The organism is Bacillus pseudomycoides DSM 12442, from assembly GCF_000161455.1.
GTDB classification, from domain to species: Bacteria; Bacillota; Bacilli; order Bacillales; family Bacillaceae_G; genus Bacillus_A; species Bacillus_A pseudomycoides.
Window position 1 is genome coordinate 2,935,064 of record NZ_CM000745.1, and the last position, 23,375, is coordinate 2,958,438.

Annotated in this window: 24 protein-coding genes and 3 pseudogenes; 10 read left to right on the forward strand and 17 right to left on the reverse strand. The window is 35.5% G+C overall.

Going from position 1 to position 23,375, the window contains the following annotated elements; all coding sequences use genetic code 11:
• On the reverse strand, window positions 1-642 hold a 642-nt coding region (locus BPMYX0001_RS14760), incomplete at its 3' end, for a collagen-like repeat preface domain-containing protein (RefSeq protein WP_033799688.1).
• Between the two features lie 115 nt (window positions 643-757).
• Complete coding sequence (locus BPMYX0001_RS14765; protein WP_006095584.1) at window positions 758-1,720, reverse strand: tyrosine-type recombinase/integrase; 963 nt, start codon at window positions 1,718-1,720, stop codon at window positions 758-760.
• Between the two features lie 119 nt (window positions 1,721-1,839).
• On the opposite strand from BPMYX0001_RS14765, the gene spoVK reads away from it, so the two are divergent.
• Window positions 1,840-2,796: a stage V sporulation protein K gene (gene spoVK / locus BPMYX0001_RS14770; protein ID WP_018765230.1), complete on the forward strand. Its 957-nt coding sequence runs from the start codon at window positions 1,840-1,842 to the stop codon at window positions 2,794-2,796.
• Window positions 2,797-2,843: 47 nt separating this feature from the next.
• Here the strand turns inward: spoVK and BPMYX0001_RS34550 are convergent, their stop codons facing one another.
• Window positions 2,844-2,978, reverse strand: coding sequence for a hypothetical protein (locus BPMYX0001_RS34550; protein WP_001051869.1), 135 nt, complete (start codon window positions 2,976-2,978; stop codon window positions 2,844-2,846).
• A 248-nt stretch (window positions 2,979-3,226) separates the two neighbouring features.
• The gene (locus BPMYX0001_RS14775) at window positions 3,227-3,850 is read right to left on the reverse strand and encodes a trimeric intracellular cation channel family protein (RefSeq protein WP_003203441.1); all 624 of its coding nucleotides are present in this window, start codon (window positions 3,848-3,850) and stop codon (window positions 3,227-3,229) included.
• A gap of 92 nt (window positions 3,851-3,942) precedes the next feature.
• Here BPMYX0001_RS14775 and hflX point away from each other — a divergent pair, with 92 nt between their 5' ends.
• From hflX to BPMYX0001_RS34555, 5 genes and pseudogenes are all read left to right on the forward strand, one after another.
• On the forward strand, window positions 3,943-5,220 hold the full coding sequence (hflX, locus tag BPMYX0001_RS14780; protein WP_006095585.1) for a GTPase HflX: 1,278 nt from the start codon (window positions 3,943-3,945) through the stop codon (window positions 5,218-5,220).
• Window positions 5,213-6,484, forward strand: a complete 1,272-nt coding sequence (locus BPMYX0001_RS14785; RefSeq protein ID WP_033796336.1) for a methionine gamma-lyase family protein — start codon at window positions 5,213-5,215, stop codon at window positions 6,482-6,484. The genes hflX and BPMYX0001_RS14785 overlap by 8 nt, the downstream gene beginning before the upstream one ends.
• 174 nt (window positions 6,485-6,658) lie before the next feature.
• A complete protein-coding gene (gene glnR / locus BPMYX0001_RS14790; protein ID WP_002014475.1) occupies window positions 6,659-7,048 on the forward strand; it encodes a transcriptional repressor GlnR in 390 nt (129 codons plus the stop codon).
• A gap of 48 nt (window positions 7,049-7,096) precedes the next feature.
• Window positions 7,097-8,431 carry a type I glutamate--ammonia ligase gene (glnA, locus tag BPMYX0001_RS14795; RefSeq protein WP_003203448.1) on the forward strand — a complete coding sequence of 445 codons (1,335 nt, stop codon included), beginning with the start codon at window positions 7,097-7,099 and terminating at the stop codon, window positions 8,429-8,431.
• Window positions 8,432-8,465: 34 nt separating this feature from the next.
• A pseudogene (locus tag BPMYX0001_RS34555) lies at window positions 8,466-8,858 on the forward strand (N-acetylmuramoyl-L-alanine amidase); the annotation flags it as partial.
• Between the two features lie 133 nt (window positions 8,859-8,991).
• Here the strand turns inward: BPMYX0001_RS34555 and BPMYX0001_RS34560 are convergent.
• The 5 genes from BPMYX0001_RS34560 to BPMYX0001_RS14820 form a co-directional block, all read right to left on the reverse strand.
• The gene (locus BPMYX0001_RS34560; RefSeq protein ID WP_255261246.1) at window positions 8,992-9,117 is read right to left on the reverse strand and encodes a hypothetical protein; all 126 of its coding nucleotides are present in this window, start codon (window positions 9,115-9,117) and stop codon (window positions 8,992-8,994) included.
• A 14-nt stretch (window positions 9,118-9,131) separates the two neighbouring features.
• On the reverse strand, window positions 9,132-9,635 hold the full coding sequence (locus BPMYX0001_RS14805) for a DUF7018 domain-containing (lipo)protein (protein ID WP_003205215.1): 504 nt from the start codon (window positions 9,633-9,635) through the stop codon (window positions 9,132-9,134).
• 38 nt (window positions 9,636-9,673) lie between these two features.
• Entirely contained in the window at window positions 9,674-10,285 is a 612-nt protein-coding gene (locus tag BPMYX0001_RS14810; protein WP_033799034.1) for a DUF7018 domain-containing (lipo)protein, read from the reverse strand.
• Window positions 10,286-10,322: 37 nt separating this feature from the next.
• A complete protein-coding gene (locus tag BPMYX0001_RS14815; protein ID WP_003205210.1) occupies window positions 10,323-11,198 on the reverse strand; it encodes a DUF3994 domain-containing protein in 876 nt (291 codons plus the stop codon).
• A gap of 221 nt (window positions 11,199-11,419) precedes the next feature.
• Window positions 11,420-12,250 carry a hypothetical protein gene (locus BPMYX0001_RS14820; protein ID WP_003205208.1) on the reverse strand — a complete coding sequence of 277 codons (831 nt, stop codon included), beginning with the start codon at window positions 12,248-12,250 and terminating at the stop codon, window positions 11,420-11,422.
• Window positions 12,251-12,673: 423 nt separating this feature from the next.
• Between BPMYX0001_RS14820 and BPMYX0001_RS34565 the strand changes: the two are divergent.
• A pseudogene (locus BPMYX0001_RS34565) lies at window positions 12,674-13,066 on the forward strand (SH3 domain-containing protein); the annotation flags it as partial.
• A gap of 53 nt (window positions 13,067-13,119) precedes the next feature.
• Here BPMYX0001_RS34565 and BPMYX0001_RS14830 read toward each other — a convergent pair.
• Window positions 13,120-13,365 (reverse strand): hypothetical protein, encoded by a 246-nt coding sequence (locus tag BPMYX0001_RS14830; protein WP_006095589.1) that lies wholly within the window; start codon window positions 13,363-13,365, stop codon window positions 13,120-13,122.
• Between the two features lie 169 nt (window positions 13,366-13,534).
• Between BPMYX0001_RS14830 and BPMYX0001_RS33150 the strand changes: the two genes are divergently transcribed.
• From BPMYX0001_RS33150 to BPMYX0001_RS14845, 3 genes are all read left to right on the forward strand, one after another.
• Window positions 13,535-13,735: a hypothetical protein gene (locus BPMYX0001_RS33150; RefSeq protein WP_003199274.1), complete on the forward strand. Its 201-nt coding sequence runs from the start codon at window positions 13,535-13,537 to the stop codon at window positions 13,733-13,735.
• Window positions 13,736-14,121: 386 nt separating this feature from the next.
• On the forward strand, window positions 14,122-15,210 hold the full coding sequence (locus tag BPMYX0001_RS14840) for a response regulator aspartate phosphatase (protein ID WP_003199272.1): 1,089 nt from the start codon (window positions 14,122-14,124) through the stop codon (window positions 15,208-15,210).
• The gene (locus BPMYX0001_RS14845; protein ID WP_033799691.1) at window positions 15,210-15,470 is read left to right on the forward strand and encodes a hypothetical protein; all 261 of its coding nucleotides are present in this window, start codon (window positions 15,210-15,212) and stop codon (window positions 15,468-15,470) included. The genes BPMYX0001_RS14840 and BPMYX0001_RS14845 overlap by 1 nt, the downstream gene beginning before the upstream one ends.
• A 59-nt stretch (window positions 15,471-15,529) precedes the next feature.
• On the opposite strand, the gene BPMYX0001_RS14850 is transcribed toward BPMYX0001_RS14845, so the two are convergent.
• From BPMYX0001_RS14850 to BPMYX0001_RS14880, 7 genes and pseudogenes are all read right to left on the reverse strand, one after another.
• Window positions 15,530-15,832, reverse strand: a complete 303-nt coding sequence (locus BPMYX0001_RS14850; RefSeq protein ID WP_003199269.1) for a hypothetical protein — start codon at window positions 15,830-15,832, stop codon at window positions 15,530-15,532.
• 59 nt (window positions 15,833-15,891) lie between these two features.
• Entirely contained in the window at window positions 15,892-16,827 is a 936-nt protein-coding gene (locus tag BPMYX0001_RS14855) for a DUF7018 domain-containing (lipo)protein (RefSeq protein ID WP_006095590.1), read from the reverse strand.
• Window positions 16,828-16,883: 56 nt separating this feature from the next.
• On the reverse strand, window positions 16,884-17,438 hold the full coding sequence (locus tag BPMYX0001_RS14860; RefSeq protein WP_003199265.1) for a hypothetical protein: 555 nt from the start codon (window positions 17,436-17,438) through the stop codon (window positions 16,884-16,886).
• A 223-nt stretch (window positions 17,439-17,661) separates the two neighbouring features.
• Window positions 17,662-18,233: pseudogene (locus BPMYX0001_RS29530) on the reverse strand (helix-turn-helix domain-containing protein); the annotation flags it as partial.
• A gap of 645 nt (window positions 18,234-18,878) precedes the next feature.
• Window positions 18,879-21,113, reverse strand: a complete 2,235-nt coding sequence (locus BPMYX0001_RS14870) for a DUF4129 domain-containing transglutaminase family protein (protein WP_033799035.1) — start codon at window positions 21,111-21,113, stop codon at window positions 18,879-18,881.
• On the reverse strand, window positions 21,110-22,324 hold the full coding sequence (locus BPMYX0001_RS14875) for a DUF58 domain-containing protein (RefSeq protein ID WP_006095593.1): 1,215 nt from the start codon (window positions 22,322-22,324) through the stop codon (window positions 21,110-21,112). Before BPMYX0001_RS14875 ends, BPMYX0001_RS14870 begins: the two co-directional genes overlap by 4 nt.
• On the reverse strand, window positions 22,324-23,286 hold the full coding sequence (locus BPMYX0001_RS14880) for an AAA family ATPase (RefSeq protein WP_003199256.1): 963 nt from the start codon (window positions 23,284-23,286) through the stop codon (window positions 22,324-22,326). Before BPMYX0001_RS14880 ends, BPMYX0001_RS14875 begins: the two co-directional genes overlap by 1 nt.
• Window positions 23,287-23,375: the final 89 nt, after the last annotated feature.

The window sequence follows — 23,375 nt, forward strand, 5'->3', positions numbered from 1 at the left end:
AATACCTTGTTCGCCGTGAAGTCCTTGCTCGCCTTGAGGTCCTGGTTCGCCTTGAGGTCCTGGTTCGCCTTGAGGTCCTGGTTCGCCCTGAGGTCCCTGTTCGCCCTGAGGTCCCTGTTCGCCCTGAAACCCTTGTTCACCTTGAGATCCTTGTTCGCCTTGAGGTCCAGTCATTTCAATTGACGCAATTTGTAGTAAAGTAATTTGTAAATTTTCTATTTGCATGATGATTTTTTGGAACACAAGATGATTGATTCTAAATAATTTAGTGATATACAGTGAAAAGTTGAGTAGGTTTTGTAATTCAATATATGTTGCATTTGCTACAAAAGGTTGATTATCCAAAATAGTAATTAAATTTTCGACAATTGCAATGCCAGCTTCTCGCTGTGTAAGCGTTAAGTTTAAACGTTCCAGGAACCCCTTTATTATTTCTAATAAGGTTATAAGTTCTTTTGTGTTAGATTCTGTTGGATTGGAAAATACAGCTGGAATAATATTAGTTAGGTCACTTAAAGTATCGGAAAAAAGATTCGCGTATAATTTAGGAATAGGGGTATAATGGACTGTCGGAATACGATGAGGTTGTGTTGGAAAATACGGTTTTGAAATCTTTTTTTGGTTATCATTAAAATAAGACATTAAAATGCTCCTTTCTAATTGAGATGGTGAAAAACCTATCATAGTAGATGCAAGTTAAAGATAAAAAGGAATAGGGAAACGGGCAGTTTATGTGAAAAATAGTAAAAACGCCCATTTATAAGGCGTTTTCTTTTTGTTTTGCATATTGATAATACCTTTTTAATGAAATTTTTGATTTGAAACCAACGCGTTTCATGATTTCTTGCTCTGGGATGTGCTGTTTAATTAACCGTAAAATAAATGTATTTCGAAAGTGTTGGCCGGAAATGCCTTTCCGTAAATTTGCCCGTGCCACCTCAAGACGAATCATTTTTTGGACGGCTATTTCTGTTAGTGCTTTTGGAGCATCATTTTCGTACACCCACCGATATGTGTTACGGTTGAAATCAAATGCCACAAATAGCGGGTCATCACTATGGTATTTGGGACGAACTGGTTCAGGGATTTTTTTGTAATAGTTATATAGTTGTTGTTTGTCGTCGTGAGTTAAATCAATGGTTCTTTCAACACCTGCTACTGCTGGAATGGAAATTGTATTCGTTTCAAAATGAACGTGATGCATATTTAATGATACAAGTTCTTGTAGGGATAAGCCGTAGTCAATGAGTAAATTTACAATAGAAATATTACGATCCATTAGTAATGGACGGACAGGGCGTTGTTTCTCTGATAATCCTTCTAATGAAGTCAGAGTATGTTTTAAGCGTTTTTCGTCCTCTTTTGAAATGAAATCTTCATCACGTAACGCGCGATTAGGTTGGATGACGAGTTTCATGTCCTTTAATGGGTTTGGGAGGTTTAAAAACTGATATAGTCTATTTAAGACAATAAAAACACGGTGCATTGTTTTTTCAGAGTAATGCCGTTTCTTTTTTAAGTCGGAAAAATAATCTTCATAGTCTTTTGTACAAAGTGTAGCCCATATATTACTAGAGGAAAGTTTTTTATTTCTTTCTAACCAATGCCCAAAATCTTCAATATCATAGACGTAACGTTTAATGGTTGAAGGTTTTCTTCCTTTATTTAATAAAAAGGAAGAAAAAGCTTGTACCGTATCATGAATTTCCTTTGTTTCCATATTCCCACCACCCTGTTTTTTTCTTATATTATAACAAATTTTTCTGAAAACAGTTATTTGTATGGGAAGTGGAAAAATTAATGATATTTTTTGGTGAGTCGATAAAAAGAGGTGATTGTATGGAACAATCGATGCGAAAGAAAAATAATAATCAAATTAATATTGTGTTAAATCACCGAAAAAAAATTTCAGTACCTGCTCCAGAAAAGAAATCGGTAATTTCAAGTGAAACGTCTACGAAGCATGAGATGCTGCAGCGGATTGAGGAAGAAATGGGTAAACTTGTTGGAATGGAAGATATAAAAAAAATCATAAAAGAAATTTATGCATGGATTTATGTAAATAAGAAAAGGCAAGAAATTGGCTTAAAGTCAGAAAAGCAAGTGCTTCATATGTTATTTAAAGGAAATCCAGGAACGGGGAAAACAACTGTCGCAAGAATGATTGGGAAATTATTATTTGAGATGAACATTTTATCAAAAGGGCATTTAGTCGAAGCGGAACGCGCGGATCTTGTGGGAGAATATATTGGGCATACAGCACAAAAAACAAGAGATTTAATTAAAAAAGCCATGGGTGGAATATTGTTCATTGATGAAGCGTATTCGCTAGCGCGTGGTGGAGAGAAAGATTTTGGAAAAGAAGCGATTGATACGCTTGTCAAACATATGGAAGATAAGCAACATGGATTTGTTTTGATTTTAGCGGGATATTCAAGAGAGATGAATCATTTCCTTTCTTTAAATCCAGGTTTGCAATCGCGTTTTCCATTTATTATTGAGTTTGCGGATTATACAGTGAATCAGTTGCTTGAAATTGGAAAGAGAATGTATGATGAACGAGAATATCAATTATCAAAAGAGGCGGAATGGAAATTCCGTGATCATTTACATGCGGTGAAATATTCATCACAAATTACATCATTTAGTAATGGACGCTATGTCCGGAATATTGTTGAGAAATCCATTCGTACACAGGCAATGCGCTTATTGCAAGAGGATGCATACGATAAGTATGATTTAATTGGGATATCAAGTAGTGATTTAACGCTTGAAGAAGAGACGCACAGTTCATAAACTGTGCGTTTACTTTATTATGGAAGAGAAACGTAATGCATCGTATTCTATTTTGTATTTTTTGTTTTTGCTCGTTGTTCTAATTTGCTTTTTGGACTTGTATCAGCTACATCTGATGCAAGTCCTTGTGGATTAACGCTACTACTTTGTCCGCGATTGCGGTTGTTGTTTCCTTTTGCCATTCTTTATCACCTCTATTCTTCTTTAGCTTTTTGTTGATATGCCCTATGATATCGCTCCATCTTTTTGCTTTTTTCATGGGCGGATTTTGGGTCGAAGCTAATTTGGTTAACTGAGCTTTTTTGAGCGCCTTTGTTTACGTGGTTTGTCATTATGTTCACCTCGCTTTAAAGTTTAGTATGGACACTCTGAACAGAAAAAAACGTTGGAAAAGAAAAACCTCTTTACGTCATGTAAAGAGGTGAATTTACTATTTATGCAAGGAACGCTCTTTATTCTCTAAGCGTCTGTGCGGTAAATGCCATTTGTAATGAATGGAAATCATGCGGAAGCAAACAATAAAAATAAATAAGGTGTATAGAGCCCAGTCACTGACAATAATCTTGGCACCAATTAAAAATCCTGCTAAAATCGTCCAAAATGCATATACTTCTGCGCGAAGGACGAGAGGTTTGCGGCGTGCTAATAAATCACGAATGATACCACCGCCAATCCCTGTTAAAACAGCTGCAACAATTGTAGCGCTAATAGGTAAGTTGAGCTTTTGTGCATAAAGTGCTCCTTGTACAGCGAATGCTGATAAGCCGATAGCATCTGTGATGTTCTCCCATCTTTTCCAATGTTTAATTAATTTATTTGGAAATAGAAAGATAATCGTCATTGATAAAAGTGCAATTTGAAATAACATGTCTTGTTGCCAAAAAGCGCCGATTGGATAGCCGATTAATAAATTACGAAGGGCACCTCCTCCAAAGGCAGTTGCCATCCCTAAAATATATACCCCGAAAATATCGTAATCTTCTTCCATTGCGACAATAGCTCCGCTGAGTGCGAAGGCAATTGTACCGATGATGCTAAAAATCTCCCATGCCATGAATTTTCTCCCTCGCTAACTAGATGAAATGTGCTTCCTCTGCTATTATATTAGAAGGTTTAATTTTCGAAAAGGGTGAGTGAACATATTTGATGGAAGAAAAAGAAAAAGTCATATTAGTTGGCTGTCAATTGCCACAAGATGATGATGAACGGTTTATGCATTCCATGAAAGAACTCGCATCGCTAGCGAAGACGGCACGTGCAGAAGTTTTGGTATCTACAACGCAAAAACGTCCGAAATTTCACCCTGCTACTTACATAGGTAAGGGGAAATTAGAAGAACTTGCAGCGCTGACGGAAGAATTAGAACCAGCTGTTATTATATTTAATAATGAATTAACACCGAGCCAAATTCGCAATTTATCAGCTATGTTAGATGCGAGAGTAATCGATCGAACGCAACTAATATTGGATATTTTTGCTCAGCGTGCGAAATCAAGAGAAGGTAAGCTTCAAGTGGAATTAGCTCAGCTACAATACACGATGCCACGTCTTATGGGGCAAGGGCTAGCGCTATCACGTCTTGGAGGCGGGATTGGTACGAGAGGTCCTGGTGAAACGAAGCTAGAAACAGATCGTCGTCACATTCGCTCTCGTATTGATGAGATTAAGAAGCAGTTAGCGATTGTTGTGGAGCACCGGAAAAGATATCGTGAGCGCCGAAAGGATAATCAAGTATTTCAAGTTTCGTTAATTGGGTATACAAATGCTGGGAAATCGACGTTATTTAACAGATTAACAGAAGCAGATACATTTGAAGAAAATTTGCTGTTTGCGACGTTAGATCCAACAACAAGAAAAATGCAATTGCCGTGTGGATATACGGTGCTATTAACTGATACGGTGGGGTTTATTCAAGATTTACCAACATCATTGGTTGCTGCGTTTCGCTCTACACTGGAAGAAGCGAGGGAAGCGGATGTGATTTTACATGTCGTTGATTCTGCAGATCCAAATTATGTAGGTCATGAACAGACGGTGAAAAAATTACTACAAGACCTTGAAATTGACCACATTCCGATTATTACGGTTTACAATAAGAAGGATAGATTACATCAAAATTTTATTCCGTTTCCAAAAAATGATTTTCTTATGACAAGTGCTTTTGAAGAAACGGATCTATTAAGCTTGAAAGAATCGGTAGAAACGAAGATGATGGAAGAGATGGAATCGTATAAGGTCATGATTCCTCCGAGTGAAGGTAGATTATTAACGCTTTTAAAAACAGAAACGGTATTAACTGGGATGGAATTTAAAGAAGATGGATTCTTGTATGAGTGTACAGGTTATATATTTGCTCATTCACCGCTGAATGGACAGTTAAAGAGATTTTTAGTGGAAAAAGGAGAAGAGAATAAAAATGTTTGATCGTTTGAAAAATGGAGAAAGAATTGCTCCTATTGTAAAAGAAGTAGAAGAACAAATTACCGGTGTACATAAACGTATTGATACAATAATTGAAAGTAATCAATTTCGTGTATTAGAAAGTTTTCGTAAACATAAAATTAGTGATTCACACTTTATTCCAACAACAGGTTATGGCTATGATGACATCGGTCGTGACACATTAGAAAAGGTGTATGCTGATGTATTTGGAGCAGAAGCAGGGCTTGTTCGTCCGCAAATTATTTCAGGTACACATGCGATTTCAACAGCTTTATTTGGTATTTTGCGCCCTGGTGACGAATTATTATATATAACAGGGAAGCCATATGACACATTAGAAGAGATTGTTGGTGTGCGCGGGAAAGGTGTTGGTTCTTTTAAAGAATATAACATTGGTTATAATGCTGTACCGTTAACGGCGGAAGGACGCGTTGACTTTAAAGCTGTAGAAGCAGCTATTCAGGAAAATACGAAAATGATTGGTATTCAGCGTTCAAAAGGGTATGCGACTCGTCCGTCATTTACAATTGCAGAAATTAAAGAGATGATTTCTTTTGTAAAAGAGATTAAATCAGATGTTGTTGTATTTGTAGATAACTGCTACGGAGAATTTGTTGAAGAGTTAGAACCGTGCCATGTCGGGGCAGATTTAATGGCAGGGTCTCTAATTAAAAACCCGGGTGGTGGAATTGTAAAAACAGGTGGCTACATTGTTGGGAAAGAACAATATGTAGAAGCTTGTGCATATCGTTTAACATCTCCAGGTATTGGAGCAGAAGCAGGGGCATCTTTATATAGCTTACAAGAAATGTATCAAGGTTTCTTCTTAGCTCCTCATGTTGCTGGTCAAGCGTTAAAAGGGGCGGTCTTTACAGCTGCATTTTTAGAAAAGTTAGGAATGAATACATCACCAACTTGGAATGCTGCAAGAACAGATTTAATTCAGTCTGTTCAATTTGATGACAAAGAGCGTATGATTGCATTTTGCCAAGCAATTCAATACGCATCTCCAATTAATTCTCACTTTACACCGTATCCAAGCTATATGCCAGGTTATGAAGATGATGTCATTATGGCTGCAGGTACGTTTATTCAAGGTGCAAGTATTGAGCTATCAGCAGATGGTCCAATTCGTCCTCCGTATGTTGCCTATGTGCAAGGTGGATTAACTTATTCTCACGTGAAGATTGCGATTTGTTCTGCGATCGATGCGTTAATTGAAAAAAATCTATTAACAATTTCGTAAGGGAAAGCTGTCGATTTCGGCAGCTTTTTTGTATAGAAGAAGGTATTTATGCCATTTTAAAAAAGAATGAAAAAATTTATAAAAAAACCATGTTAGAAAAGCTAACATCTGTTGACATCAAACATAACATGATATAAAATGAGAAACAGTTAAGGCGAAGGAGGAACTGAAACAATGAAAGAAGATAGACGTTCTGCCCCGCTGTTTCCTATTGGTATTGTAATGGATTTAACACAATTATCTGCTCGTCAAATTCGCTACTATGAAGAGCACAATTTAATTTTCCCAACCCGTACAAAGGGAAATCGTAGATTGTTTTCATTTAATGATGTAGATAAGTTGTTAGAAATTAAAGATTTGTTAGATCAAGGCTTAAATATGGCTGGTATTAAACAAGTGTTACAAATGAAAGAAAATCAAACAGAAGCAGTGAAAGTAAAAGAAGAAACGAAAGAAATTTCAAAATCCGAGCTTCGTAAAATTCTTCGAGATGAATTGCAACATACAGGTAGATTCAATCGAACTTCATTACGGCAAGGTGATATTTCAAGGTTTTTTCACTAAAGATTACTGATTCTGAAGGTGTTTAGAGGGACTAAGGAGGAATATATAATGGCAAAGTACACAAAAGAAGATATTTTTCGTTTAGCGAAAGAAGAGAATGTAAAATATATCCGTCTACAATTTACGGATCTTTTAGGGATTATTAAAAACGTAGAGATTCCAGTTAGTCAGTTAACGAAAGCTCTAGATAACAAAATGATGTTTGATGGATCTTCAATTGAAGGATTTGTTCGTATTGAAGAGTCTGACATGTACTTATATCCAGACTTAGATACTTGGGTAGTATTCCCTTGGACTGCTGAAAAAGGTAAAGTAGCTCGTTTAATCTGCGATATCTACAATGCTGATGGCACTCCATTTGAAGGTGACCCACGTAACAATTTAAAACGTATGTTAAAAGAAATGGAAGCACTAGGATTTACAGAATTCAACCTTGGACCGGAACCGGAGTTCTTCTTATTCAAAGTTGATGAAAAAGGAAATCCAACATTAGAACTAAACGATAACGGTGGATACTTCGACCTTGCGCCGATGGATCTAGGGGAAAACTGTCGTCGTGATATCGTTCTTGAACTTGAAGAAATGGGTTTTGAAATTGAAGCATCTCACCATGAAGTTGCACCAGGACAGCACGAAATTGATTTTAAATATGCGAATGCACTTCGTTCATGTGATGACATTCAAACATTCAAACTTGTTGTAAAAACAATCGCTCGTAAACACGGTTTACACGCAACATTTATGCCGAAACCATTATTCGGAGTGAACGGTTCTGGTATGCACTGTAACTTATCTCTATTCAAAAATGGAGAAAACGTATTCTACGATCAAAATGGTGAATTACAATTAAGTGATGATGCGCGTCACTTTATCGCAGGTATTTTAAAACATGCCCCGGCATTTACAGCGGTAGCTAACCCAACTGTAAACTCTTACAAACGTTTAGTACCTGGATATGAAGCGCCTTGTTACGTAGCATGGTCTGCACAAAACCGTAGTCCATTAGTGCGTATTCCAGCATCTCGCGGTATCAGTACACGTGTAGAAGTACGTAGTGTTGACCCAGCTGCAAACCCATATTTAGTAATGGCAACATTATTAGCAGCAGGTCTTGACGGAATTAAAAATAAATTAACTCCGCCAGCTGCAGTGGATCGTAACATCTATGTAATGACTAAAGAAGAACGTGAAGAAGCAGGTATCGTTGACTTACCAGCAACATTAGCACAAGCGTTAGTTACACTACAATCTAACGAAATTGTATGTGGTGCATTAGGTGAACATTTACTTGAGCACTTCATCGAAGCGAAAGAAATTGAGTGGGATATGTTCCGCACGCAAGTTCACCAATGGGAACGCGATCAATATATGTCTCTTTACTAAGAGGCTTAAACCCTTGACACATAACGTGTTGAGGGTTTTTCTTTGTAAAGGGGCAGGTGCAAGTTACTCTGTTATTCGTCAGTTAAATAAACCAGAATCATACCGAGTGTGGGGAGAAAAAGATGGTTGGTTAAATCTTGGAGGAAATCAGTGGGTATATAACAATCCTTCTTACATCAAGTTTGAGAAGAAAGAGCCAGTTAATCCAATTGTAGGAAAACGCGTTGTATCCAAAGTAAATGACCTACGTTTCTATAATTCTCCATCTTGGCATGATAAAGACGTGGCTGGTACTTTAGATGCAGGACTAGGGTTTACAATCGATGAAAAAGTAAATGTCAATGGATCACCACAATACAAAGTACACAATTCGAAAGGGAATACGTACTACATTACAGCTAGTGATGCATACGTAAACGTACGTTAACATAAAAGAAACCGGCTCTTAATTGAGTCGGCTTTTTTACTATGTATTAAACTTTAGCATTCATAAATAACTCTTTTAATTCTTCTGTAGATAATTTGCTTTCTAACGCTTTACTTAAGTCAAGTATAGAAGTTTAATAATCTACTACTACTTTTAAACTATCAGTCTTCTTTTCTTCTACATTGTCTTTACTGCAACCTACCCCTAAAGCTAGAGTAATTGGTAATGCAACTGCTAATATTTTACGTTTCATTGACATAGTCCCCCTTGTTACTACTTTATGTTTTTCATCTTTTTATCTGCTTCTAATAGTAAATCAGATGCTTTCGTAAACGAGTCTGCACCTTGCTGTACGACACCCTTATCTTTCATGATTAAGCCGTTTTTCGTTGAACTTATTCCACCTTTTAACTCATACATAGCGTCTTTTACCGTATTTTGTACGTCGTTATACTTCTTACCTGGGTCTAACTCAATTACTTTATCAGTTATTTCCAACAAAGCCTTAGACTTCTCTCTATACTCTTCTTCTTTTTCTTTTATTGATTTATCACTAGTTATGACTTCTTTTAATACTAGTGACTCTTTAGTTATATCTTTCATTAAAGAGTTTAATTTTGACTTGTACTCTTTTTCTGCTTTACTATTTGATACTTCTTGATTATCAGTCTCCGCTACTTCTAGACTGTCAGTTTTACTTTCAGAAGCGTCTTTTGAACAACCTACCCCTGCTACTAACATAATTGGTAATGCTACTGCTAATAGTTTACGTTTCATTGTTATATACCCCTTTGTTTGGTTTCTTATTATTCGTTTTACGATTTTGTTAAGCTTAAAATAACTCCAAGTGACTCCATAAGACCGTCACTACCTTCATCAATCAGTTCACCTGACTTATTAATCTTTGTTTCATCTAATGTTGTAAACCCCTCTACCATTATGTCTAGACCTTTATCAAAAGTATATAGAGATTGAGATAACTCTGATTGCAAGTTATCGTACTCTACTGGTGGTTTAATTTCTCTTAATTTCTTGTTTGCTGACTTCATTTCACTTACTACTTGCTTTAATTCATCGTGTGTGTTAAGGAATGTAGGGTCTTTCTTTTCTAACTCACTGAATTTATTTTGTGCTTGTACCCAAACCATAGATATGTTTTGTACTTTTAAAACGTAATCTGTTTTACTCGTTAGTCTACCTTCTTCGTCTGTCTCAAATACCCTTTCGCTTACTGCAATGTTGTTAGACTTCTTTTTCTTATTCGTGTATCTCTTTATTATCCATGTTAGTAGAAGAATAGGTACTGCTATGGACATTACTCTAGCCACTACCGATGTTTCCCCAGTTCCTAAACTAGCTATTGCCCCTGCAAGAGCGAAAAAGAGAGCAGGAACTATGATTACGAACACTAGTATTTTTCGTCCCATATGTAAAACTCCTTTGTTTGAATACTGTTATTGACTATTACCTACGTTTTACTTGACGCATCACGCTACCATCGTCTCCTACCATCTTGTATCCCGTATCAGTAAAGTTCTCCATTTTATAGGTCATAGATTGTTTCATTTCACCAGGTTCAGCCTTTTTGCCGTCTTTTACATATTCGTCTATTGTCAATGTCATTTCTCTCGTGTCTCCATTGTAAGACCATTTTCCATCCATATGTGAGTTCTCATAAGGTGTGTTGTCTACATCATCAAATATAGTGTATGTACCATCTTGACGGAACTCTGTTCCTTTAGTGAATTTATCACCAACATAACTACCCCATTCACCTACTATTTCTTTACCGTCTTTTGATAAAGGGATAGCGTCAGGTCTTTTGGTATGTTCTACAGCTTCCTCAATTGGTTTCATACCTTTTTCTAAGTAGTCATTACCTTTGTACATTAAGTCTTTTAATTGCTCTGTCTTATTCTTTGTTACAGAACCACTTTTTGCTAGACTTAATTGTGTGTCAATCGCTTCTTTATAACAGTCTATTGCTTTTAAAACAGATTTGTGTTGTTCTTCAAACTCTTTTGGTGGGTCTATCTTGTAAAACTTAACATATATTTCTTGTAACTCATCTGCACTTTTTAAGATTTTCTTGTTTTGCTCTTTTACATCCTTGTCTTTTCCTTTTGATACTTCAGTTAGTTCTTCCATCTTCAACTTTAACTCATAATGTAAGTTTGACATACGAGAAGGGTATGCTTCGTTCGATAACTTTTCCTTGTCTTCTTCTTTTACTTCTATCTTTGCTACCTTTGTGTCTGCTTTCTTCTCTATATTGTCTGTTCCGCAACCCCCTAGTAACATGATTGGAAGTGCTAAACTTACTAGTTTCTTTGCTTTCATTATGTATCCTCCTTTTAGAAAGTATTGTAATTAATTAACATATTGTACCATAGCATAAATTATATAAATAAGATATAAAGATTTTCCATCCTTAAGAGAAATTTTGAGTGTTTTAACAATATGAAAAAATGTATTACGGTTGTAGAGAATCCCTCTCTGCATGTTTTTCTTCCAAATTTACCCTTATTCGCCCCCGAACATTTAGTGTTTGGGGGCTTTTTTTATGCTCCCATAAACTCACTATCAAAGTAGAACTTATCCATTAAGTTATTTACAATACCGTTGAAGTAAGCGAATTTACCCTTATTCATTGTTGCTCCGGATTTAATTTTCATAACAAACTCTTTAATAGCTTTTAAGCCTATAGTAAGCTCCTGGTCTTTAGTAAATGCTTTATCACCTGTAGAGAAGTTAGTAGTTTTATTACACTGTCTTACGACCTTCCACAGTTCTTGAATTGTTTTAGATTCAGAATAGAAAGAGCTAACTAGAGAAATAAAACGTTCTGGTACCCAATGGGCAACAAAATCAGCTTCTTTAATTTTTTCTTCAGGTGTAGTGATATTTTCATTACTATTACGTTTGTTTTTATCTTTTATATTTTGTTTTAAGGAAACAGGGGTTGTTTTAATGGTAGGACACTTTGTAGGACTTTTTACCACTACCTTGTCGGACACTTCTTCCACAATTGGTTGAATGATAATAGCATTAGAAGTTTGAAGCATATCTTTTTTACGCTTCATAGAAACTTGCTTAATCATCTCTAAATCCACAAGTTTCTTCATTAAACGTTGTACAGTTTTATATGAAACTTCCATTTTTTCAGCGATTCTATTTTTACATAGGAAACTAACGCCTACATATTTGCAGCTGTGGCGTTTTAAAATTTCAAGTAATGTAATTAGTTTAGATTGTACGTCAGTACGCTTAATAGACATATGGATATTGTCACGGTATGTACGTACAGTTTTATTTAGTTCTTCCACATCTGTGAATGATGATAAGTTGTGGAAGGATACTTCATTTGCGATAACATCGATACGTTTCTTCATTATATAGGCCCCTTTGTATAAACAAAAAAGCAACAGAATGCCGTGTGTAAGCAAACTGTTGCTAAGGAGCTCTTACGTACTGTAGAATAGTTCGTAAGAGTACAGCAAGTGTTTGCCTAGTGTGATTAGGCGGACGGTATATAGAGTGTTGGTAGCACTTTATATACACGCTGTGCTCTTTTGTTTTTTTGATTAATAGGTGCCCACAAAAGTACCCACAAAATGCCCACGAAATAATGAAACAATATTATTTGTTTTGAGTTTCAAATTTTAAAGATTCCCTATAAATTTAGGTTTCGTGATTATTTTGATTTGTTATTAGGGTGTGAAGCTTGATCCGCACGCAAGTTCACCAATGGGAACGCGATCAATATATGTCTCTTTACTAAGAGGCTTAAACCCTTGACACATAACGTGTTGAGGGTTTTTCTTCGTAAAGGGGCAGGTGCAAGTTACTCTGTTATTCGTCAGTTAAATAAACCAGAATCATACCGAGTGTGGGGAGAAAAAGATGGTTGGTTAAATCTTGGAGGAAATCAATGGGTATATAACAATCCTTCTTACATCAAGTTTGAGAAGAAAGAGCCAGTTAATCCGATTGCAGGAAAGCGTATTGTGTCCAAAGTGGACAAACTACGTTTCTATGACTCTCCATCTTGGCAGGATAAAGACGTTGCTGGTACCTTAGATGCAGGACTAGGGTTTAAAATCGATGAAAAAGTAACTGTCAATGGATCATCACAATACAAAGTACACAATTCGAAAGGCAACACGTTCTACATCACCGCAAGCAATTCCTATGTTAACGTACGCTAACGCAAAAGAAACCGGCTCTGTAATCAGAGTCGGTTTTATTTATTCCTTTCGTGTTAAATAGGGTCAGTAGGAAAAACCACACCGATAAATCCAGGATTTCTAACTTGAGCTCCGATGAATGCCAATCCACCAAACTCACCTACATTTGCCACAACTCGATAACGAACAGGGTCTGTTGGGAGTACTGGATCACTTGGGGAATCTACCCATGTAAACGTAGAGTTAAAGGTATAAAGCGAATTTGGCTCGGAAAGATCACCTACATAGTTTCCAGATACAATCGTATCTGTCAGCAGCACATCATTACGGAATAGCTGATACGTAATGGCATCTATATTTTAAAAAAGATCAACTACTTCTGTCTCAACAAAAACTTCTGTACTGATTGTTGAGTCTAACTGAACTCTTGCTGTTCCTCCTGCTACTGCTTGGGCAGGAACTAAGAACTCCATAATCGGGATATTAAGTGTGTTTTCCGGAAGGGGAATAGGAGGTGGATTTGGTGACAAAGGAGTAAAAAATAAGCGTGGAATTGCAGCTGGCGCTGAACCCGGGAAAGGAGCGGAAATCGAACTAGGAACAGGACAAGGAATTGCAGCAGAGTTACAGTTTTTTCCGTTATTTAGGCTCAAGAATAATCACAATCCTTTACTTATAAATTATATTTAATACAGTAGATGCGAAATGATTTCGTTTTTCTTATATGTTTACCTAGCTAGGCTCTAGCTATAGGGGGAATTCTCCAAAGAAGTTGCCGGTACTTTAGAGTCAGGACTAGGATGTACTATTATTAATAAAGTAACAGCAAACGGATCCGCACAATATAAAGTGAAAAATAGTAGAGGTAATGTGTACTACATTACAGCAAGTCCTTATTATGTAAAAATTAAATAATAAGCATAAAAAGTGCCGGCTCTTAATTGAGTCGTTTTTTTTAGTTTTACCTCCCTAGGAAAATATTTTCTGATAATTATTTTTCAATTAATTTAAACAGGGAGTTTATATATAATGTGTAGAACTATGTTAATATTTTAGGAAAATAGGGGGGGCTTGTTATGAGTGCACATATAGTAACTAAAGAGCAAATCAAACACTTATTAGATACTTGGTATCAATCAATGTTGAAGCAACAAGTGGAGAAAGCAAGGCAACTAAAAGAAGAAATTGACAATAATATTAATCATGTAGAATTGGATGAAGATGTATTACTGTATTTTGCCTTATTAAATTTCAGATATAATGTGCTGACTGACTGGATTTCGATTAAAGAAGATAGCTTTAATAATGTGGAATCTTTTGAAATTCCTAACAAAGGATACTTGGCATATTATTATCACTTTTTCAAAGCCATTTATCTTATGTTTGTTACAAAATATAAAGAAGCAAAAGAACAATTTGAGACAGCTGAAAATCTTTTGAAATATGTTCCAAATAAGTTGGAACAGGCGGAATTTTATTATCGATTAGGCTATTTTTATAATCAGTCTTATCAACATATGTCAGCGATTGATTGCATAAAAAAAGCAAAAGAAGAATTCATAAAGCAACCAGATTGCGAGATTAATGTTGCTTTATGTGAAAATATGTTTGGATTATGTTGTATCGATTTAAGACAATTTGAATTAGCTGAAGAAACATTTAATGCTGCACTAGATGTATTTCAAAAAGCTAATCATAAAAAATATGTGTTGATGGTTCGAAATAACTTAGGATTACTGTATGCAAATCAAAATTTATCAGAATTAGCAATTCGTCATTTATCAGAAGTTACAAATCACTCTCAAAATCATTTTCGTGCAATTTATTTGGAATCGGATGAAAATTTGAAAATAGGTGAATATGAAAAAGCTGAAGGATTAATAGAAAAAGGATTGTACATCTGTGATCAACTGGAAAATCAGGAGTATCAACATCGTTTCATGATTTTAAAAGCAATGAATACAAATACAGCTGCATTGGAAAAGGCTGTTTTTGCAGGAATTTCGTATTTCGAAAAAGAAGAATTATTTGATTGCATTGAAGAATATACAGATCGTTTAGCTGATAAATTTTATAATGACAACAACTATGAAAAAGCAGTCGAGTATTATCGTATGGGTAAAGAAGCCCGAAAAAAACAAATGGAAAAAGGAGCATTAAGATGATAAAAAAAATCCTCTTAACAACAATAGGTTGTGCATTTGCGGTATCTATAACAACTGGATTTTCGACATTAAACAAAGGAGATGGAGGAGCACCTGTAAGGCCAGATTTAGCGTTAAATAAAGTTGATACGATATCTGATAATAAGGGGGATGGTGGCGGAGCTCCTGCAAGACCTGACTATGTTAATATTGGTGACGGTGGTGGTTCGCCTTCTAATGCGCATGGAAACGGTGGAGGCATTGTAGCAAAAGAAATTTAAGTGAATTTGCAGTAAAAGAAGAACATTTACCCTCACTAAAAGATGTTCTTCTTCTTTTTTTACTTCAAATCAGATATCTTTCTAACTTGTTTTTCCTTCGCTTTAAAATCCTTCTTGTATTGCTTAAATTCTTGTTTATCAACATAAAATTTTTCACCAGTAGCTATATTTTTTACTAAGCATGTTTTAGCGAAAAATTCCTTTGTGAAATAATAAATCAATAATGCTACTAAAGAAAAAGTGAAAGTAGGAATGAATAAAATAACTGCAATAACTGCCAACCATGTATCTAAAGTTGTGTTAGCTCTTTTTAGAACTAATCTTTCTCCAGCTGCAGCTTCTGCTTGTTCCAATTGTTGCATACGTTGCAACGATCCGACTGTATCATAACTAATGAAATAACCCCCTTTTTACATAATATTTACTTCTGTCTTTCTGCTTCTATTTTGTTACCTTTACTATCTACCATTCTTAAAGAACCTGCTCTGAAAAACTCAACAGTATAATCTACTACCGCATTCATTTGTCTAGCATCTATCTTCTTACCGTCTTTAACAAATTCAGTAGGAATCATAGTTACTTGCTTCTTGTCTGCATTATATAACCACGTACCTGTCATATGGTTGTCTTCATAAGAAGACTTACCAGTATCATCATAAGCCGTGAATGAATTATCTTCTCTAAAGTCTAAACCTTTATGAAACTCAGAACCTTTGTAACTACCCCACGAACCAAATAATTCTTTACCGTCTGCGGATATTTGCACATTGTCATCATCGGATTTAGAAGTTGAAGGAGTATCAGTTTTTGCTCCTGTATCGAAACCAAGAGCGTTTGCTTGTTTTACTGTAGCGTCTTCAATTGGTTGGAAACCAGTTTTCCAATAACCATTACCTTCTTTTATTAAGTCCATTGACTTTTGAGACTTGTTTCTGTCTTCATCTGTAACTTTTCCTTTGCCTTTTATAATTTCAACTTGTAATGCATAGGCTTTACTATAACAATCTAACGCTTTTAAGACTTCCTTATGAGAGTCCTTAAACCCTTTAGGTGGTTCTATCTTATCGAATTTAGAAATAATCTTTTGTAACTCAGTCTCTTCTTTTACTATCTCTTTTACTAAATCCTTTTCGTCCTTCGTTTTATCCATTGCTATCTCAGTTATAGTAGAGATTTTATTCATTAACTCAGAAGATAAACTCGTCATACGAACTGGATACTGCTCTTTTGATAACTTATCCTTAGTTTCTGACTTAGACTCTATTTTTTCTTTTGGCTTTGCGTCTGTTTTATCGGTACCACAACCTGCCAATAACATAATAGGTATCGCTAAAGTTACTAGTTTCTTTGCTTTCATATTTCTATTACCCCTTATTAGTTGAATGATTGTATGTATAATTACAAGTTACTCTATTACTTTGTATGTTCTTCCATTTTCTTATCAAGTGCTTTGGCGTAGGCATCTTTGGTTTCCTGATTTAACTTATAAATTGCTTCTCTCCACTGTTCTCCATCTACACCTGACATATGTGGAGAACTTTTTAATACAGCTTCTTGAATCTTCAGTCCATCGTCTTTATCAGCGTCTTTTATTAACTTTGTTCCTTTTCTTGCATCTGTTATCCCTTCTTGTACGAGTTTATGAATGTCTTTGTATTTATCAGGTACTATTATGTTCTCCATACGGTCTAAGGCTTCATCCATATTGTTTGCTGTTTTAAATACATCTTTATATTTCTTATTATCTTTTGAAGCTTCTCCTAGTTTTAACAATATTTTATCCTTCTTGAATTGAAACTCTACCAGTTGCTCACAAATATAATACGGATACTGTTTTTCAGATATTACTGTTTTCGACATTGCTTTACTAGTTTCCTCAGTCTTAGGGATAGAATCTTTATCTCCTACCCCACAACCTACTAATAATAGAACAGGTATTGCTAATGATACGAGTTTCGTTGCTTTCATTATGTATACTCCTTCTTAACAGTGTTGTAATTGACTAACATATGGAACTGTAACATAAAATAAATAAATAAATCTAAGTTCATTTTTTTGTCCTTAAAGGAAATTTTAGGAATTTTAATAATATGATAACATGTATTACGGTTGTAGGGAATCCTCCCTCTGCATGCTTTTCTTCCCAATTTACCCTTATTCGACCTCTAACGTTTAGCGATTGGGAGCTTTTTTATACTCCCATAAACTCTTTATAGAAGTAGAACTTGTCCATTAAGTTATTTACAATCCCATTGAAATAAGCAAATTTACCATACTTCATTTTTATTCCAGACTTCACTTTCATAACAAACTCTTTAATAGCTTTTAAGCCAATAGTAAGCTCCTGGTCTTTAGTAAATGCTTTATCACCTGTTGTGTAATTAACAACTCTATTACACTGTCTTACAACCTTCCACAGTTCTTGAATTGTTTTTGATTCAGAATAAAAAGAGCTAGTTAAAGAAACGAAACGTTCTGGAACCCAGTGAGCAACAAAGCAGCTTGTTTAATATTCTCTTCAGTAGTATTACTATTCTCATTACTATTACGTTTGTTTATATCTTTTATATTTTGTTTTAAGGAAACAGGGGGTGTTTTAATGGTAGGACACTTTGTAGGACTTTTAGTAGGTTCCTTGTCGGACACTTCTTCCACAATAGGTCGAATTACTATAGCATTAGCAGTTTGCATCATATCAGAATTACTTTTCATAGATACCTGGCGGATCATGCCGAGGTCCACAAGTTTCTTCATTAATATTTGTCTCCTTTGTGGAAACAAAAAAGCAACATAATGCCAAATTTAAGCAAACTTTTGCTAGGTGTTTTTTACCCACAATTCGCCCACATATCTTTCTTGTCATATCAAAGTTTATCCGTAATAAGAAAATAGAGAAGAAAAGCCCGCAAAAGCAGGCTGTGTTTTGTCGGCCGCTTAATGACCATATTTATTTACAAAAGACAAACGAATATTATCGAAAGTCAATATACAAACAATTGTCGTTAAACATTGGTACTACGACATTTATGCATAGCTTAATAGATACAAATATTTATTGATTTTTGTTCCGCACGCAAGTTCACCAATGGGAACGCGATAAATATATGTCTCTTTATTAATATTTTAAAAATAAAACGCAATAAACATTAATGTGACGCGGTTTCTGAGTAATCAGGAACCGCGCTTTTGTGTGTCTGTAAATGTATTGAGAATATTGATTATTTTTACTAAGAACTGAAATTCTTGATACTACTGATATCAAGGATTTCAAAGTTGAATTAAATTTGAAGTAGGAATCTAATTATTCGTAAGGACTATCTAAAACACATGATCATGAGACTACTATGATTACAAATCTGATAAATTAATAAAAGGTTTTGTTCTAATTATAGAAATCGCCTTACTCAATCAAATGAACGTATCAAATTCATTCGACTTGGGTGGAGAGGATGCTTTTTTCATGAGTTTTTCCCATAATTGTATGAACCTTCTCCATTCCGATGTAGCAGGATGGTTTTGATAAATAACATTTTCATAACTAAGAGTGAGTTTTTGCATATCAGTCGAATTGTAAAGGTTATCTACATGGATTGCATATTCTCTCAATGTTTGGCTTTCGTTGCGTGAGATGCCGGTTCTTTCCAGTTGTTTTAAAAGTGCATCATAAGCTTTTGCATAAACATCATCTCCTTTTCGGTATTTATAGGAGAGAATGATAAAAAATGCGAACCACTTTATTCTAGTAGTAAAGAGGGCATAGCCAGTTATGCTAATTGATATGATACAAAGGAACAAGTATCCCCATGAAAATCCTTTTTTGGAATCCATAATCTTTCCGTTAGAGAGGACTTCGGTATCTTCTATTAAATTTTTTTGTTTTGTTTCTGCATTTCGCTGTGGAGTTTGTTCGTTGCTAGGTATCGTAGTTTCGCTATTTGGTGAAGTGGCAGTTGGAGCAGAAGCGTCATGTGTAAAGTTATATGGATTGCTGAAACCCTTTGTTGGTTCGAACGGGACCCATCCGTATCCTGGAAAATATACTTCAACCCAAGAGTGTGCATTGTTATTATCGATTGTGTAAATGTTCTCATAATCTGAATTCGTTACTTTGTTTTCAAGAGTGCCCCCGGTATAGCCCTTTACCCAGCGTGCCGGAATCCCAATAGAGCGAAGTAAAACAATCATAGACGTGGAAAAATTATTGCAGTATCCACTTTTTGTATCAAATATAAATTGATCTGCATAATCTTGATCCTTTCCAGGAACCTTAACATGTTCTGTTTCATATACAAAAGAATTATTTGCGAAGTAGCTTTCAACAGCTAATACTTGATCGTATCGATTGTTTTTATCTTTTGTAAGATTTATCGCTAAGTCTTTTACCCTCTTTGGTAATGAGTCCGGTAATTGAGTATATTTTTCTATGAAATAAGAGCTTGCCTCTAGACCCTCAGCCGCTTTTACAGCTTTTAAGTTTTCGATAGAAAAATGAGGAGTCTTATAAGTCACCTTATATTTATTTAAGGTAGTAGAAGAGCCTTCTTTCATCATATCGATTTTTTCCGAAAAGGGATCTGCACGGAATGATACATCTGAAGCAGCTTCAACCGATACTAATCCCGCGGGATAAATAAGGTGAGGTGAGTCTTTTTGCATGGTGATAATTGCTTCGGCAGTTTCCGTTTTTGTATTTTGTTCATACCAACTCAATACGTTGTTTTTATTCTTAAAAGAAATTTTTTTCGGGTTATCAGAAATTTCCCAACCCTTTCCGGTATAAAAGTCTTTTGTTTCAACTCTCCAATATTGACTATTTTGCATTTGCGCTGTGAAAACAACTGTGTCGTCCCATTTAAAAGGACCGCCTAATTGAGAGTCATCCATACCGTAACCGACTTTGTTGATTGTTGTCTCTTTATTTGCTGAAGGTGTATCGAATCTGAAGAAAGTATCAATATTGGATAATTGAGGACCGGGTTTGGGAGCGAAATATCCAATAGTTATCGTAAATATAATAGATACCGCAATTGGGATGAGCAATTGCGGTGTGGATTTGGTATGCTTTTGTAAGTTCTCGAACGTTTTTATACGTTCAATCTGGAGAAGGCTGAGCATGAAAAGACCCGTTATAATTGTACGAATAATCGCCTTGTTCATGTCATATAAGCCGAATATATCAAAAATTGTAATATAAATAACGGTTAACGTAAGAAATAAGAGTCCGCGTTTTTGGTGAATCAGCCAATAAAGGGTGAGGAAGCACGAAAACCAAAGAACTAAAAAAAATAAAAAGGTCTGAAAAGATTTGGAAAGATCCCACCAATTTGCTTGAAAGAGAAGGCGGATATTGTGAAAAAAATCAGATAAGAATTCTACCAACCAAGCAGGATGAATAAAAGGTCCCTTATAATCTACCGAATGAATCATAAATAAGATGACTACAATCTTTATCGAAATTTGGAATCGCGTTTGAAAAAAAGAGAGAATGAAGCAAATTCCTATAAATCCTGTAAAGAGGTTCAATCTCACCATGTCTGTAATTTCTATAAGTGGTCGCAACCATTCTAATAAAATGAGAAAACCAAATAAATGCATTAGGAAACTACTGATATCCCATTTATTATTTGAAGGTAATATGGTCATTTGTTCACCTCAAAAAATACATTTGTATAATGATTCTCATAAACTGCTTTCACGAATACTTTTTGTTTTCTTAGCGTTTCGAGTAGGCTTAGTTCCAATTTTGAGAATTGATGTACTTTTTCCTTGACGACAAATATCATTAGCTTACTGCTTTTCAGTGATATACTGTCAGCAACTTTTTGAATATCGGGAGAAAGATTACTTGTTACAAGTATGAATGTTACTGGTTGATAGATTTTCTTTAACTCTATTTCTACAGTTTGAGAGAGCGGAAACATATTGTCTGCTTGTACTTTTGCTAAATGGTGAAAAATTTGTTGTAATTGTGTCTCACCATGACGTAAAGGAAGAACGGTTTGTTCTTTTCCGGCGGATATAAATGATGCTTGTGAATCTTGTTTTAGGATAGACCTCACGAGAGAAGCTGTAAACGTAACAACCAATTCGAACAGGGGAGAGGGGGTTCTGTCCATGAAAATCACGGCATCATGACTTCGTTGTTGTTCAAACTCTTTCGTCATAATCTTGTTTTTTCGAGCAGTTGCCTTCCAATCGATCCATGAAAAACGGTCACCAGGTTTATAGTCTCTGACACCAGATGAGACTGTTGCATCTCTTGCTACATTCACATTTGATGAGAGTGTTCCTTGTTCGAAATCGTTTTCTAATTGTCTATAAGTTATGTCTACATAGTGGGGATAAACTAAAAATCTATTGGGAACTGAAAAGATTGTCTCTTTTTCGATAATCCCGAATACATCACCAGTTTTTACACGCACACTCGAAAAGGTGTGTTCTCCTCTTGGGATTGCGTCGATTACATATTGATATGAAATGTTTCGCTTGAATCCTGGAAATAATAACACTTTTGCATTTTTTGATTGTTTGCGAGTTTTGAACTCCATGGGTAGCACTTCTTCTACAATTAAATAAAGCAAGGGGAAGGGGATTTTTCGTTTTATTGTAATAGTGCATAAGAACTGCTGTCCTGCTGTAAACTCCTTTTGATTTGTTATGCGTTTCACCTCGGCGTTCCACAAGGCACAAAAGGGTAACAATAATGAGTAAAGACCGAAAGGACTAAAGGTGTAAAATAGAAACCAGCTTACAAATTCTCCTTGTAACATGGTGTATACAAATGTTAAAGCGATGAATAAAGCAAGCAACGATAGCTTCCCGGCGTGACGACCATTTCGTAGTAGCTGTTTCATTAGGAGTTTTTCGCCTTTTGAGCCGGTACTGGAGTCCGGGCGATAATTTTTATGATAACGCTTTCTGGTGTTATCCCTTCAAATTTCGTCTCTATTTTTAAAATGAGTCTATGAGCTAAAACATATGGAGCTAAACATTTAACATCATCTGGAATGACAAAATCCCTGCCATTTATGAGCGCATAAGCTTGTGCAGCTTTCATCAAAGCAATGGAGCCACGGGGGCTAGCCCCTAGCTGTACGGAATTATAAGATCGGGTTTGATTAACGATTTTTACGATGTAGTGTTTGATGGCCTTGTCTGTATATATTGCCCGTACGTTTTGTTGTAAGTGTAGTAATTCTTCTATTGTAATAACGGCTTGTAAATGAGAGATAGGCTTTGTTTTTTCTGTCCGATTTAAAATTTCAAATTCTTCTTCCGGTGTGGGATAGCCCATTTTTAGCTTTAGTAAGAAACGGTCGAGCTGAGCCTCTGGTAAAGGATACGTTCCTTCATACTCAATTGGATTTTGTGTAGCTATTACAAAAAATGGCTTTGGTAAAGGTCTTGTTATACCATCTACTGTTAAATTGCCTTCCTCCATACTTTCAAGCAAGGCTGACTGCGTTTTTGGTGATGTACGGTTAATTTCATCAGCTAGCACGATATTTCCCATAATAGGTCCTGCCATAAATTCAAATTGATATTCTTTCGGATTATAAATAGAAACACCTGTTACATCTGATGGCAGTAAATCAGGAGTAAATTGAATCCGTTTGAAATTTGCATCGATGGATTTTGCAAGGGCTTGTACCATCATTGTTTTCCCGACACCTGGTACATCTTCTAATAGTACATGGCCTTCGGTTAAGAGAGCCGCTAAGGTAAGAATGATTTCCTTTCGCTTTCCGACAATCACTTTTTCAATGTTATTGATTATCTTTTCTACAATTGGGTGCAAAGAATCGAGTTGCGTCATCGTACTCCTCCCAATTTCATTTTTTATAGTTGATTCAATTTATTGTGAAAATTATGTTTCGTGTAAAATAAAATTTGCTTTTAGATTTT

Bases quoted from the DNA above. Each gene is read 5' to 3' on its own strand.
- BPMYX0001_RS14850 (WP_003199269.1), bottom strand. From the start codon at position 15,832: ATGCAACAATTGGAACAAGCAGAAGCTGCAGCTGGAGAAAGATTAGTT.
- BPMYX0001_RS14880 (WP_003199256.1), bottom strand. From the start codon at position 23,286: ATGACGCAACTCGATTCTTTGCACCCAATTGTAGAAAAGATAATCAAT.
- BPMYX0001_RS34560 (WP_255261246.1), bottom strand. From the start codon at position 9,117: ATGTCAATGAAACGTAAAATATTAGCAGTTGCATTACCAATTACTCTA.
- spoVK (WP_018765230.1), top strand. From the start codon at position 1,840: ATGGAACAATCGATGCGAAAGAAAAATAATAATCAAATTAATATTGTG.
- hflX (WP_006095585.1), top strand. From the start codon at position 3,943: ATGGAAGAAAAAGAAAAAGTCATATTAGTTGGCTGTCAATTGCCACAA.
- BPMYX0001_RS14805 (WP_003205215.1), bottom strand. From the start codon at position 9,635: ATGAAACGTAAACTATTAGCAGTAGCATTACCAATTATGTTAGTAGCA.
- glnA (WP_003203448.1), top strand. From the start codon at position 7,097: ATGGCAAAGTACACAAAAGAAGATATTTTTCGTTTAGCGAAAGAAGAG.
- BPMYX0001_RS14840 (WP_003199272.1), top strand. From the start codon at position 14,122: ATGAGTGCACATATAGTAACTAAAGAGCAAATCAAACACTTATTAGAT.
- BPMYX0001_RS14785 (WP_033796336.1), top strand. From the start codon at position 5,213: ATGTTTGATCGTTTGAAAAATGGAGAAAGAATTGCTCCTATTGTAAAA.
- BPMYX0001_RS14775 (WP_003203441.1), bottom strand. From the start codon at position 3,850: ATGGCATGGGAGATTTTTAGCATCATCGGTACAATTGCCTTCGCACTC.
- glnR (WP_002014475.1), top strand. From the start codon at position 6,659: ATGAAAGAAGATAGACGTTCTGCCCCGCTGTTTCCTATTGGTATTGTA.
- BPMYX0001_RS14815 (WP_003205210.1), bottom strand. From the start codon at position 11,198: ATGAAAGCAAAGAAACTAGTAAGTTTAGCACTTCCAATCATGTTACTA.
- BPMYX0001_RS14875 (WP_006095593.1), bottom strand. From the start codon at position 22,324: ATGAAACAGCTACTACGAAATGGTCGTCACGCCGGGAAGCTATCGTTG.
- BPMYX0001_RS14810 (WP_033799034.1), bottom strand. From the start codon at position 10,285: ATGGGACGAAAAATACTAGTGTTCGTAATCATAGTTCCTGCTCTCTTT.
- BPMYX0001_RS14855 (WP_006095590.1), bottom strand. From the start codon at position 16,827: ATGAAAGCAAAGAAACTAGTAACTTTAGCGATACCTATTATGTTATTG.
- BPMYX0001_RS14860 (WP_003199265.1), bottom strand. From the start codon at position 17,438: ATGAAAGCAACGAAACTCGTATCATTAGCAATACCTGTTCTATTATTA.
- BPMYX0001_RS14765 (WP_006095584.1), bottom strand. From the start codon at position 1,720: ATGGAAACAAAGGAAATTCATGATACGGTACAAGCTTTTTCTTCCTTT.
- BPMYX0001_RS14820 (WP_003205208.1), bottom strand. From the start codon at position 12,250: ATGAAGAAACGTATCGATGTTATCGCAAATGAAGTATCCTTCCACAAC.
- BPMYX0001_RS34550 (WP_001051869.1), bottom strand. From the start codon at position 2,978: ATGGCAAAAGGAAACAACAACCGCAATCGCGGACAAAGTAGTAGCGTT.
- BPMYX0001_RS14870 (WP_033799035.1), bottom strand. From the start codon at position 21,113: ATGACCATATTACCTTCAAATAATAAATGGGATATCAGTAGTTTCCTA.